Genomic DNA, 12,585 nt, shown 5'->3' with positions numbered 1-12,585 from the left:
AAGAGCGCAACCATCGCCCAGATGGGAGAGCGCTCTCTGGGTGAGCGCTCTCCAAACCGGACCCGCCCCCTGTCAGGAGTCCCCATGGGAGCCCCACCCCTAGGTTCCGCGCCGTACGGTTCCGCGCGCACCGTGCTGAGAACGGCGGCGCTGGCCGTCGTCGCGCTCTCGCTGTTCTTCTACGCCCTGGTCGCCGGGCCGATCACGGCCCGTGCGGCCGACACCCTGCTCTCCCAGGGCAAGCCGGCCACCTCGTCGTCCACCGAGACCACCGGCGCCGGGCTGGCCGCGGCCAACGCCGTGGACGGCAACACCGGCACCCGCTGGGCCAGCGCCTGGAGCGACCCGCAGTGGCTGCAGGTCGACCTCGGCAGCAGCTACAGCATCGACAAGGTCGTCCTGAACTGGGAGAACTACGCGACCGCGTACCAGATCCAGGTCTCGAACGACGGCAGCAACTGGACCAGCGTCTACTCCACCACCACCGGTGCCGGCGGCACCGAGACCCTGAACGTCAGCGGCACCGGCCGCTACGTCCGGATGTACGGGACGGTGCGGGAGAACGGCTACGGCTACTCGCTGTGGGAGTTCCAGGTGTACGGCCTGGCCTCGTCGGCGACCCCGACGCCGACCGCCACGCCCACGCCGACCCCGACGCCCACGCCGACCGCCACCGGGACCACCCCGCCCGGCAACTGGACCACCGTCTGGAGCGACAACTTCGCCGGCGGCTCCGGCAGCGCACCCTCCTCGGCCAACTGGATCACCGACACCGGCACCCAGTACCAGAACGGCTCGGCCAACTGGGGCACCGGCGAGGTCGAGACGGACACCAACAGCGCCGCCAACGTCGCGGTCGACGGCAGCGGCCACCTCAACCTCACCGCGGTCAGGGACAGCAGTGGCAACTGGACCTCGGGCCGGGTGGAGACCCAGCGCAGCGACTTCGCCGCGCCCGCCGGCGGCCAGCTGATGATCTCCGCCTCCGTCAAGCAGCCCAATCCGGCCAACGGGCTGGGCTACTGGCCCGCCTTCAAGGCGGTCGGCGCCCAGTACCGCAGCGACATGACCACCTGGCCGCAGATGGGCGAGAGCGACATCCTGGAGGACGTCAACGGCCGCAGCCAACTCTCGGCGACGCTGCACTGCGGGACCGCGCCCAACGGCAACTGCAACGAGTACAACGGCATGACCAGCGGACTGGCCAGCTGCACCAACTGCCAGACCGGGTACCACACCTACACCGAGATCATCGACCGCACCCAGTCGGACGAGCAGATCCGCTACTACCTGGACAACCAGCAGGTGTGGCAGGTCAACGAGTCCCAGGTCGGCGTCGCCACCTGGCAGGCGGCCGTGGACCACGGCTTCTACCTGGTAGCCGACCTGGCCATCGGCGGCTCGTACCCCAACGCGGTCTGCGGCTGCACCTCGCCCAGCAGCGCCACCAGCTCCGGCGGCACGCTGAGCATCGGCGCGGTCACGGTGTCCACCACCACCGGCACCCCGCCCACCCCGCTGACCGACCCGGCGGTGCCGACCGGCGCCAGCAACGTCCACGTCACCGGCTCGCAGGGGAACTGGCAGCTCAGTGTCAACGGGGCGCCGTACCAGGTCAAGGGCGTCACCTGGGGCCCGTCCACGGACACCGCCGCCGCCCATATGCGGGACCTGAAGTCACTGGGCGTCAACACCGTCCGCACCTGGGGCACCGACGGCACCACCCAGCCGCTGCTGGACGCGGCCGCAGCGTACGGGGTCAAGGTGATCAACGGCTTCTGGCTGAACCAGGGCGCCGACTACGTCAATGACACCGCGTACAAGACCAGCACCCTCAACTCCATCGTGGCCTGGGTCAACGCCTACAAGAACGACCCGGCGGTGCTGATGTGGGACGTCGGCAACGAGGTGATCCTGACCACCCAGGACCACTACACCGGCGCCGCGGTCGAGCAGCAGCGGATCGCCTACGCCCAGTACGTGGAGCAGATCGTCCAGGCCATCCACGCGGCCGACCCCAACCACCCGGTGACCTCGACCGACGCCTACACCGGCGCCTGGCCGTACTACAAGCAGTACACCCCGGACCTGGACCTCTACGCCGTCAACTCCTACGGCGCGGTGTGCAGCGTCAAGACCGACTGGGTCAACGGCGGTTACACCAAGCCCTACATCGTCACCGAGTCCGGCGACTCCGGGGAGTGGGAGGTCCCCAACGACGCCAACGGCGTGCCCACCCAGCCCACCGACGTGCAGATGCGGGACGGCTACACCAGCGCCTGGAACTGCATCTCCGGCCACACCGGGGTCTCCTTCGGCGGGACCCTGTTCAACTACGGCCAGGAGAACGACTTCGGCGGCATCTGGTTCAACCTGATCCCGGAGGCCTGGAAGCGGCTGGCCTACTACGCGGTGGCCAAGGACTACGGCGGCACCCCGCAGCAGAACACCCCGCCGGTGATCAGCAGTATGACGCTGAGCAACACCACCGCGGTCCCGTCCGGCGGCACCTTCACCGTCAACGCGAACGCCACAGACCCGGACGGCGACCTGATCCGCTACAACCTGATGTACACCAGCAAGTACGTGGACGGCGGCACCGGGCTGCAGCAGGTGACCTTCACCCAGACCGGCAACGGGCAGTTCACCGTCACCGCGCCGAAGACCCTGGGCGTCTGGAAGGTCTACGTCTACGCCTACGACGGCCACGGCAACGTCGGGGTGGAGACCCGCTCGTTCAAGGTGGTCGCGCCGCCGGTGAGCGGGACCGACGTGGCCAAGGGCAAGCCCACCACGGCCTCCTCCTTCCAGACCGCCAACGGCAACTTCACCCCCGGCCAGGCCACCGACGGTGACTGGACCACCCGTTGGGCCAGCAACTGGGACGACGCCGAGTGGCTGCAGGTGGACCTCGGCCAGACCACGGCGATCCACCACGTCCAACTCGGCTGGGAGGCCGCGTACGGCAAGGCGTACCAGGTCCAGGTGTCCAACGACGGCACCAACTGGACCACGGTCTACTCCACCACCACGGCGACCGGCGGCGTCGACGACTTCGACGTCTCCGGGTCGGGCCGCTACGTGCGGCTGAACCTCACCCAGCGCGGCAGCGCCTACGGCTACTCGCTGTACGAGTTCGGCGTCTACGCCTGAGGCAGGCGCTGCGGCTGCGGTACCAACCCACCCACCAGGAGGTCTTCATGAAAGTCCGTCACCGGACCCGCTCCGGGTCCAGGCGGCTGCCGCCGCGCAGGACAGCGCTGCCCGTCGTGCTCGCGCTGCTGCTGTCGCTGATCGGCCTCGGCGCCTCGATGGCCGGGGCCAGCGCGGCCACCGGGACGCTGATCTCGCAGTCGCGTCCGGTCGTCGCCTCGTCGCTGGAGAGCGCCAACTTCCCGGCCGGCGCGGTCGTCGACGGCGACCCGACCACCCGCTGGGCCAGTGCCTGGAGCGACCCGCAGTGGATCCAGATCGACCTGGGCGGCACCGCCACCGTCAGCCAGGTCGAACTGGACTGGGAGGCGGCGTACGCCAGCGCCTACCAGATCCAGACCTCGCCGGACGCCAGCACCTGGACGTCGATCTACTCGACGACCACCAGCACCGGCGGCAACCAGGTGCTGAACGTCAGCGGGACCGGACGCTACATCAGGATGCTGGCCACCGCGCGCGGCACCCAGTACGGCTACTCGCTCTACGAGTTCAAGGTGTACGGCTCGGTGACGCTCAGCGGCACCGGCTACGTCCTCGCCGACCCGCCGGTCACCGGGGTCACCCCGTCCACCTATGTGCCGCCGAACGCGTACTTCCACGAGTTCCAGGCGCAGTGCAGTGCCAACCACGTGCTCCCGGACGACCCGATCGTCTTCCCCGGGCAGCCCGGCGCCTCGCACCTGCACACCTTCATGGGCAACACCAGCACCAATGCGGCCACCACCGAGGCCTCGCTGCAGGCCGGCGGCACCACCTGCATGGCGCCCGGTGACAAGTCCGGCTACTGGATGCCGACCCTGCTCAACGGGACGACCCAGGTCCTGCCGGTCGGCACCCAGACCATCTACTACAAGTCAGGAGTGATCGACTACACCAGCGTCCGGCCGTTCCCGACCGGGCTGCGCTTCCTGGTCGGCAGCCCGGCCGCGACCGCCACCCAGTTCTCCACCGACCCCGGCTGGGTCTCCGGCTGGGAGTGCGGCAACAGCTACGGGAACATCGACATCCCGCCGAGCTGCCCGGCCGGCAGCGAGCTGGACATCCGCTACCAGGCTCCCAGCTGCTGGGACGGGATCCACCTGGACACCCCGGACCACAAGAGCCACATGGCCTACCCGATCAACGGCGTCTGCCCGGCCGACCACCCGGTCGCCGTGCCGATGATCGAGTTCAAGATGGCCTTCCCGGTGAACGGCGACATGTCGCAGGTGCACCTGTCCAGCGGTCGCGGATTCTCCTTCCACTACGACTTCTACAACGGATGGGACACCGCGACCCTGGCCGCGATGGTCACCCACTGCATCGTCGGCGGACTGCAGTGCGACGACCGCGGCTACGACCAGAACCAGCCGCAGAAGGGCGCGGTACTGAACGACCAGTACCTGCTGCCTTCCTGACGAACCGACAGTAGTTGTGCCCCGCTGCCCCCACTGGGAGGAACCGGCATGAACCGACGAACGGGCCACCTGGTGGGGGCCGCCCTGCTGTTGCTCACCGTGGCGGGGTGCGCCTCGGCGCGCCCCGCCGCATCCGCGACGCCTACGGCCGTGGGTACGGCGGGCCCCTCCTCCGCGGCCAGGATCGTCTGCGCGGCCGAGGCCCAGGAGGACATCTCCGGCGCCCTCGGCATCGACACCACCGAACCGGTCAGCCCCAACTGGAAGGACCGGCTCTACTCCTGCCGCTACGTCTACCGCGACGGCTCCATGCTGCTCTCGGTCAAGGACCTGCCGGACGGCGCCGCCACCCGGGCCTGGTTCGACGGCCTGAGGCAGGCGGCCCCCGGCGCCACCCCGCTCACCGGCCTGGGCGACGCGGCCTTCGCCGAGCCGGACGGCACGGTGGTGCTCCGCAAGGACGCCACCGTGCTCACCGTGGACGTCAGCGCGCTCCCGACCACCTTCGGTAAGCCGGTCCGGCCGCGCGCGTCGGCGGCCAGGACCGTCGCCACCACGGTGCTGATCTGCTGGAAGGAGGGCTAGCGGGTGACGGTCGGTCAGGGGGCGTAGTAGCCCTCCAGGTCGGCGACCACGTTGGTGGTGCCGGTGTGGTTGTAGATGCTGATGTACCCGCTGGCGCTGACGGGGATCAGGGCGAGGGTGGGGACGGTCTCGCCGGCGGTGAAGTTGAGGGTCGAGTTGGTGTGCAGGGGGGTGCCCAGGGCGTAGGTGGTGAGGTAGCCCCCGGCGCTGGCCCCGGTGGCGGTGAGGTTGACCAGGACGGCGGTGGCCCCTGCGGGGACGGTGCCGGTGCCGGAGACCTTGAGGTCGAGCCGCTTGTTGGTACCCAGGACGCCGGCCGCGACACCGGTGCCGTTGCGGGTGTCGAGGATGCGGGTGGGGGTGGTGGGGGTGAAGGGATTGCCCATCGCGTAGCTGGGGATGGTGGCATCGGTGAAGGATCCGACGAGGTCGACCAGGACCTGGGTCTTGCCGGTGCTGTTGTAGACCTTGATGCTGCCGTCGGAGGCGACCGGGACGATGACGAGGTTGGAGACGGTCTGCCCGGCGGCGAAGTTGACGGTGGAGATGGTCGGTCGGGCGGCGTCGCCCGAGTAGACGGTCAGGTAGCCGCCGGTGGTGGGTGCGGTGGCGGTGACGCGCAGCGCCGCGTAGGTGGTGGGCTGGTCGCCGTCGACCGGAAGGGTGATGGTCTGTCCGGCGCTGAGCGGGCCGGTGTGGACGGTGTTGCTCTGCCGGGTGTCCAGCAGTCGATCCTGGATCATGCTGGCATAGCTGGCGCCGGCCGAGTTGGTGTTGGTGGTGTAGTAGCCCTGGAGGTCGGCGATGAGGTGGACGGCTGCGCCGGGGCTGGCGGTGAGGGCGATGGTGCCGTCGGCGGCGACGGGGACGGTGACCTGGTTGGCGACGGTCTGGCCGCGGGTGTAGTTGAGGTCGGAGGCGGTGGGGGTGGCGGTCCCGCCGGGATGGGCGGTGGTGTAGCCCGCGGCGGTGGGGGCGGTGGCGGTCAGGTTGAGCACCACGGCGGTGACACCGGTGGCGGGGACGCCGTGGGCGCCGGTGACCTTGAGGTTCAGGGTGCCGCCGGCCGGGACGATGGCCTTGGTGGCGCCGGTGCCGTTGCGGGTGTCCAGGATGCGCACCGGTCCGGCGGGGACGTAGGAGCTGCCGACGGTCACCGGTTGGGTGGTGGTGAGCGTGGCGCCGGTGTAGTCGGTGGCGGTGGCGGTGACGGTGTAGTGGCCCGGGGCCGTGTAGGTGTGGCTGGTCTGGCCGAGGGTCGTGGAGTCGGTGACGGGGGTGCCGTCGCCGAAGTCGATTCGGGTGTCGGTGATCTGCCAGGCGTCGGCGGAGCCGGTGGTGTCCGCGGTGTAGATATAGGGCGTGGCGGGGGAGTGCGTTATGACCAGGTTCGGGGTGAGCGGGGCCGGTGCGACGACAGTGGGGGCGGCGACGTAGTACGTGCTGGTTCTGCCGTCCGCGGTGGTGGCGGTTGCAGTGATCTGATCGCCGCTCTTGGGGGTTGCGGTGGTGTAGGTGTGGGTGGCGGTGGGACTGTCGCTGCTGACCGGGGTGGAGCCGTCGCCGAAGTCGAAGGTGTAGGAGACTGCGGCGCCCCAGGGATTGTTCACCGAGGCGGTGGCGGTGACATCCAGCGGATAGGGGCCCTTGGTCGCGGCGGGGGTCAGTGCAATACCGGAGATGGCCAAGGGGTCCTGGAACTCGACTGCACCGCGGTCCGTATAGCCGAGGCCAGTCCCGGTGTTGGTCACCAGCGGGTCGTCGCGCCGGGCATTGCCGCGCAAGTCGGTGCTGGGGGCGTCGATGGCGGTGGCGTCTGCCGAGTCGATGGCGGGTGAGCCCTCGGTGGGTGAGCCGGCGCTGTTGAGCAGGGGGTCGGCCACCAGGTCGTGGGCGCCCTGTCCCGTGGCGCTGTTCAGGACGGTGGCGTCGGAGTAGTCGGTACCGGCCCACTGGTACGGGGAGATTCCGGCGGCAGGGTGGACCAGGTTGTAATCCGAGGTGGTTCCAGCAGCGGCGGCGGTGTCTACGGTGATCTGGGACGTATCGGTGTCGGCCGGGCAGGAGATGCTTGTCGCCATGGTGCTGACGATGTTGTTCGTCAGCGTGGAGCCGGTGGAGGCTCCGGCCAGGTGGACCGCGTCCGCGCAGGGGTCCAGCACGGTGTCGTTGACCAGGACGGTGCCTGGCGCATCGGTCGCGGTGACGGCGGAGCCGCCAAAGGGGCTCCTGATGAAGTCATCGGCCAGCACAGTGCCGCTGACCCCTGCGCCGATGCTGACCTGGTCCAGGGTGGCTTGGGCGATCAACTCATGGGCGAGGGTGACCTGAGTGGTGCTGCCGGACAGGATAACGGTCGGCACGACGGCTTCTTCCACGTTGCTGGCCACGCCGATGTATCCGCCTTGGACGGTGATTCGACTGGAGTCCGTGATGGACAGGGCGGTGCCCGGGTTGTCGATGCGGAAGATGCCGTTGACGTCGATGTCATGCGCGCCGGTGATGCTCAACGAGGGCCCGCTGACTGGGATCAGCGTCACTGAGTTGGTCGAGGTGAAGGTGATGGGCGCGTCCGGTGTACCCGAGCGAGTCACCGTGAAGCCACGGTAGATGCCCGGGGTGATCTGCACGGTGGTCCCGGGCCCGGCCTGGTCGGCGGCGGCCTGGATGGTGCACAGCGGCTCGGCCGCGGTAGCCGGACCGGTGTCGGAGCAGCCGGTGGCGGTGCTGACGTACAGGGTGGTGCTGTCGGCGTTGGCCGCCGGGCTGGCCAGGGTGAGGCCGGCGCCGGTCAGGGCCAGGACGGTGGAGACGGCCAGGGGACGAAAACGCATCGAGGACTCCGGGAGGAAGGCACTGGTGCACCGGTGGGTAGCTGAGAGAAAGTCGGCATGCCATGTGCGGGGTATGCGTACTTTCATTTGCGAGAGACTGGCTGACTGGTTGCCGGTCGACAGCCCCCCGGAGACAGGATTGACACAGCATCCTGCTAGTCACGGCACTGTCGAGCATGCCGGTGGCCAGCGGAGATGCAAAGGATCACAGTATTGCGCGGCTCGCGTGTGCGAGGGTGTCCCATGTGTCCGCCTCTCCAGCTATTTGACGATTCTTCAACCTTGCTTTCTTTCCGTGCTCTTACTCTTTCTGCCTCGCGTGGGCACATGGGAATGGATTCGATATTCCTGTGAAATGCATGTGCACCCCCTGGGTCACGCCCTTGGCGGGCTGACCGGTTGCCGCGTGAGTATGCTCCGGCGCGCGGGTGGTGCAGTTGAGAGTGGGGGCATGGTGTGACGATGGATGACGGGGAAGCCTCGCCGGGTGCGCGCGGGAGCATCGTGTTGTCGAGGGACAGGGGCGGTTACCGGGATGTGCTCCGGCGTTATGCGGTGCTCGTCGACGGCGTTCAGGTCGGGCTGATCGGACGGGGGCAGACGCTGCGTCTCGCTGTAGCTGCCGGCGAGCATCGGCTTCAGCTCAAGATCGACTGGTGTTCGAGCGTGCCGCTGACCGCTGTCGTCGAGGCCGGCGAGGACGTCTGCTTCGTCTGTGCACCGGGAGGTGGGGCGGCCGAGGCGGTCGGCGCCGTGACCGCGGGCATGGACGCCTACATCACCTTGCGGCAGGCGAAGGACGTGCCCGCCGTGGTCAGTGCCCCGCTGAGTTGGGCGGCCCGGTTTCGGCTGGGGGCCGCATTCGGCTTCTTCGGCGGTGCTCTCGTCCTCGTCGGAGCCGGGGTCTGGCACCTCACTGGTGTGGCGCCCGGCGCGGACAATGCAGTCGGACTGGCGAGTCTGCTCTTCACCTTGGCCTGCATGATCGCCTTTCGGACCGGCGAACCCAGGAAGACCGGCCGGCGGGATCGGGACGGCTGAGGGTTGTGGATGTCGACGCGCAGGTGGATGTGGATCTCGTGCAGGCCGCTCGGGGTGGTGAGGTGGCGGCCGTGGGGCTGCTGCTTGAGCGGCATGGTGCGGGGATGCGGGCGGTGGCGGTGAGTCTGCTCGGGCCGGGGGCGGATGTTGAGGACGTGTTGCAGGATGCGGCGCTGATCGCGTTGCGGCGGGTCGCGGAGGTGCGTGATCCCGAGGCGGTCGGGGCGTGGCTGCGGATGGTCGTGCGGAACTGCTGCCGGGCCTTGCTGCGGCAGAGGCGGGCGCTGGGGTCCGTGGGGGAGTGGGTTCCGGTCCCGGACGACGCTGCGGATCCGGAGCGGTGGCTGGAGCGGAACGCGATGCGGGACTGGGTGTGGGAGGCCGTGGAGCGGCTCTCGCCGACCCTGCGGTTGCCGCTGGTGCTGCGGCACTTCAGCGAAGGGGTGACCTCGTACGACGACATCGCCCGGGCCTGCGGTGTTCCGGTGGGGACGGTGCGGAGCAGGCTCAGTCAGGCGCGGGCCAGGCTCTGCGAGGAGTTGGCCGGTATTGCGAGCGCTGCGCACGGTGATGCCTCGGGTCTTGCCGACGCCAGCCGGCGGCAGGCGGGGGAGACCCTGGCGGCGGCGGAGCAGGGTCGGTTCGAGGCGTTTGTCGCGGAGCGCTGGACCGTTGACGTGGACCTGTATGTCGGTGCCCAGCGGCTGGGCGGGCGTGAGCTGCTGGTCCGCGGGATGGAGGGGGATCTCGCCGACGGGGTCCGCCAGCGTCCGGTCAACATCGTCGCGAGTCGTTCGTTGGCCGTCTGGGAGATGGACCTGATCAGTCCGGCGGACGATCCGCAGCACTGCCCGACCGCGGTGGCCTGGGTGTTGGCGCTCGACGGCGCGGGTCGGGTGCAGAGGGTGCGGTTGCACCATGCGCAGCCGCTGCCTGCGGAGCGGCTTCAGGCCGTCGGCTGAGCTGGTGCGTGGTGAGGCAGGTCACACTCCGTGGATCGAACTTCTGCGGTCGGCCCGCATCTTGTCGGTGTCCCCCTTCGGACCCGACCTCAGGAGTTCCAGCATGACCACGCAGGACATCGCCCCGCTGACCACGGGCACGCACAGCATCGAGGTGGACGGCATCGTCCAGCGCTACCACGTCCACGGTCAGGGCCCCGTGTGCGTGGCCCACTCCGGCGGGCCCGGTATCGCCTGGGAGTACCTGCGGATGCCGGAGCTGGAGCGGCGGCTGACGGTGGTGTACCTGGAGCCGATCGGGACCGGTGCGTCCGGCAGGCTGGCCGCACATCCCGCCGGATACACCCGGGCCCGTTACAGCCGCTGCCTCGATGCCGTCATCGAGCACCTCGGGGTCGGCCGCGTTCATCTGCTGGGCCACTCGCACGGCGGCTTCGTGGCGCAGTACCTCGCGCTGCGCCACCCGGAGCAGGTGGCGAGCGTGATCCTCTACGAGAGCGCCCCGGTCACCGGCGACGAGCACGTCGCCGAGGCGATGGCGCGGTTCCAGGAGTTCGCTGCCCGCAACGCCGACCGGCCGGAGCTGCCGGAGGTGGTCGCCGCCCTGCAGTCCCTGCCGGCGGCGACGGGCGATGACGAGATCACCCGGGTGGTGCGCGGGGTGATTCCCGCGTACTTCGCGGACTTCTGGGGTCGGGAGCAGGAGTTCTCGGCCTTCCGGTCCGCCGCTGCGGCGGCGTTCATCCGTGCCGAGGACGATCACCGCGTGCCGGACACCGTGGACGACCGGGGCGCGCTGGGCGGGTTGGGGGCGCCCGCGCTGGTCCTGGTCGGACGTCAGGACTTCATCTGCGGGGTGCGCTGGGCCGAGGAACTGCACGCCCTGATCCCCGGGTCGGAGCTGGTGGTCTTTGAGGACAGCGGGCACTTCGCGCACATCGAGGAGCCGGAGCGGTTCGCCGAGGTCGTCGCGGGCTTCGTGGCCGCCCGGACAGCTGACGCCGGTCCGGCTCCGGTCGAGGGCTGAGACCTCCGGACACCGGGCCGTGGCGGTCTCAGCCGAAGGCCTTCCGGGCCAGCTCGTCCCAGGCCTCCCACTCCTCGATCCGCCTGGCGTACTCGGCGCGCATCAGCGGTAGCGGCTGGTCGCCGAAGAAGAGGCGCAGCGGCGGCTCCTCGGCGTCGACGATCGCCAGGATCGCCTGGGCGGTGGCCCTGGGGTCGCCGCGCCGGGGCGAGGCGCTGACCGGCAGGTCGGCCCGGAAGTCCGCGTAGGCCGGCGACTCCGGGGCCCGCACGGCCGAGGGGCCCTGCCAGTCGGTGGCGAATCCGGCCGGCTCGACCAGGGTCACCTTGATCCCGAAGGACCGGACCTCCATCGCCAGGCTGCTGGTCATGCCCTCCAGGCCCCACTTCGAGGCGTGGTAGATCCCCAGCCCGGGCAGGGAGAACACGCCGCCGACCGAGGACACCTGGACGATGTGCCCGTGGCCCTGGCTGCGCAGCACCGGCAGCACCGCCTGGGTCACCCAGAGCGGGCCGAGCAGGTTGGTGTCGAGTTGCCGCCGCGCCTGCTCCTCGGTCACCTCCTCGACCATGCCGAACAGTCCGTAGCCGGCGTTGTTGACGACCACGTCGAGCGTGCCGAACCGGGCCCGGGCGCTCTCGACGGCGGCGAAGGCGGCCTCCCGGTCGGTGACGTCGAGCTCGATCGGCAGGACCGCGTCGCCCCAGGCCTCGACCAGCGGGGCGAGGGTGCTGATGTCGCGGGCGGTCGCGGCGACCGAGTCGCCGCGCTCCAGCGCCGCCTCGGTCCACACCCGGCCGAAGCCGCGCGAGGCCCCGGTGACGAACCAGGTCTTTGATGTGGCGGTCTTGGATGTAGCGGTCTTGGATGTCATGACGACAACCTCCTTGAAGTAACCTTGTGGTTACTTGTCTACTCTGGGGCCCAATGGTTGTCAAGAACTAATTGGTTACCTATGATCGAAGGCATGGCACGTGATCCTGACCTGACCCGGGAGAAGCTCCTCCTCGCTGCGACCGCCGAGTTCTCGGCCCATGGCGAGGCCGGCGCGCGGATCGACCGCGTCGCCGCACAGGCCGGCGTCAACAAGCGGATGATCTACGCGTACTTCGGCAACAAGGAGGGGCTGCTGGCCGCGGTCCAGGAGCACTCCCTCGGCGAGCTGCTGGAGGCGGTCCCGCTCACCGCCGACGACCTGCCCGGCTACGCGGGGCGGCTCTTCGACTTCCTGATCGACCATCCGGAACGGCACCGGATCGCCCTGTGGCGGACCCTGGAGGGCTCGCCGTCCACCGAGGCGGAGGAGCGCTCCACCGCCGAGAAGCTGGCGGTGCTCTCGACGGCCCGGGAGCACGACACCGGTCTCGATCCGACGTCGCTGCTGGTGTTCATCATGGCGCTGGTGCGGGCCTGGCCCAGCACCTACGGCGCGCTGGCCCGGCCCACCTTCGCGGACGCCGCGGCGCAGCGGGCCGCCGTGGTGGAGGCGGTGCGCCGGCTGACCGCGCCCTGACGGGGTGTCGGCT

Annotated in this window: 9 protein-coding genes; 7 read left to right on the top strand and 2 right to left on the bottom strand. The window is 69.8% G+C overall.

From position 1 onward, the window contains the following. Positions 1 to 84 precede the first annotated feature (84 nt). Genes ABUW04_RS31060 through ABUW04_RS31050 form a run of 3 tightly spaced genes read left to right on the top strand, consistent with a single transcriptional unit; the run spans position 85 to position 5,195 of the window. A complete protein-coding gene (locus ABUW04_RS31060; RefSeq protein ID WP_380567836.1) occupies positions 85 to 3,153 on the top strand; it encodes a galactose-binding domain-containing protein in 3,069 nt (1,022 codons plus the stop codon). 47 nt (positions 3,154 to 3,200) lie between these two features. Continuing rightward, positions 3,201 to 4,610 carry a DUF1996 domain-containing protein gene (locus ABUW04_RS31055; RefSeq protein ID WP_380567835.1) on the top strand — a complete coding sequence of 470 codons (1,410 nt, stop codon included), beginning with the start codon at positions 3,201 to 3,203 and terminating at the stop codon, positions 4,608 to 4,610. Positions 4,611 to 4,658: 48 nt separating this feature from the next. Next, entirely contained in the window at positions 4,659 to 5,195 is a 537-nt protein-coding gene (locus ABUW04_RS31050) for a hypothetical protein (protein WP_380567834.1), read from the top strand. Between the two features lie 14 nt (positions 5,196 to 5,209). On the opposite strand, the gene ABUW04_RS31045 is transcribed toward ABUW04_RS31050, so the two are convergent. Then, positions 5,210 to 8,029 carry a beta strand repeat-containing protein gene (locus ABUW04_RS31045; RefSeq protein ID WP_380567833.1) on the bottom strand — a complete coding sequence of 940 codons (2,820 nt, stop codon included), beginning with the start codon at positions 8,027 to 8,029 and terminating at the stop codon, positions 5,210 to 5,212. Positions 8,030 to 8,491: 462 nt separating this feature from the next. On the opposite strand from ABUW04_RS31045, the gene ABUW04_RS31040 reads away from it, so the two are divergent. The 3 genes from ABUW04_RS31040 (at position 8,492) to ABUW04_RS31030 (ending at position 11,059) form a co-directional block, all read left to right on the top strand. Beyond that, the gene (locus ABUW04_RS31040; RefSeq protein ID WP_380567832.1) at positions 8,492 to 9,070 is read left to right on the top strand and encodes a hypothetical protein; all 579 of its coding nucleotides are present in this window, start codon (positions 8,492 to 8,494) and stop codon (positions 9,068 to 9,070) included. Between the two features lie 5 nt (positions 9,071 to 9,075). Next, positions 9,076 to 10,032 carry an RNA polymerase sigma factor gene (locus ABUW04_RS31035; RefSeq protein WP_380567831.1) on the top strand — a complete coding sequence of 319 codons (957 nt, stop codon included), beginning with the start codon at positions 9,076 to 9,078 and terminating at the stop codon, positions 10,030 to 10,032. Positions 10,033 to 10,135: 103 nt separating this feature from the next. Beyond that, the gene (locus ABUW04_RS31030) at positions 10,136 to 11,059 is read left to right on the top strand and encodes an alpha/beta fold hydrolase (protein WP_380567830.1); all 924 of its coding nucleotides are present in this window, start codon (positions 10,136 to 10,138) and stop codon (positions 11,057 to 11,059) included. 28 nt (positions 11,060 to 11,087) lie between these two features. On the opposite strand, the gene ABUW04_RS31025 is transcribed toward ABUW04_RS31030, so the two are convergent. Beyond that, positions 11,088 to 11,933, bottom strand: coding sequence for an SDR family NAD(P)-dependent oxidoreductase (locus tag ABUW04_RS31025; protein ID WP_380567829.1), 846 nt, complete (start codon positions 11,931 to 11,933; stop codon positions 11,088 to 11,090). A 93-nt stretch (positions 11,934 to 12,026) separates the two neighbouring features. On the opposite strand from ABUW04_RS31025, the gene ABUW04_RS31020 reads away from it, so the two are divergent. Continuing rightward, entirely contained in the window at positions 12,027 to 12,572 is a 546-nt protein-coding gene (locus ABUW04_RS31020) for a TetR/AcrR family transcriptional regulator (protein WP_380567827.1), read from the top strand. Positions 12,573 to 12,585: the final 13 nt, after the last annotated feature.

The sequence above is a fragment of the Streptacidiphilus jeojiensis genome (genome assembly GCF_042510965.1).
Lineage (GTDB): Bacteria > Actinomycetota > Actinomycetes > Streptomycetales > Streptomycetaceae > Streptacidiphilus > Streptacidiphilus jeojiensis.
The sequence above is the reverse complement of the archived record's forward strand: the minus strand, read 5'-3'. Positions and strand labels throughout refer to the sequence as shown.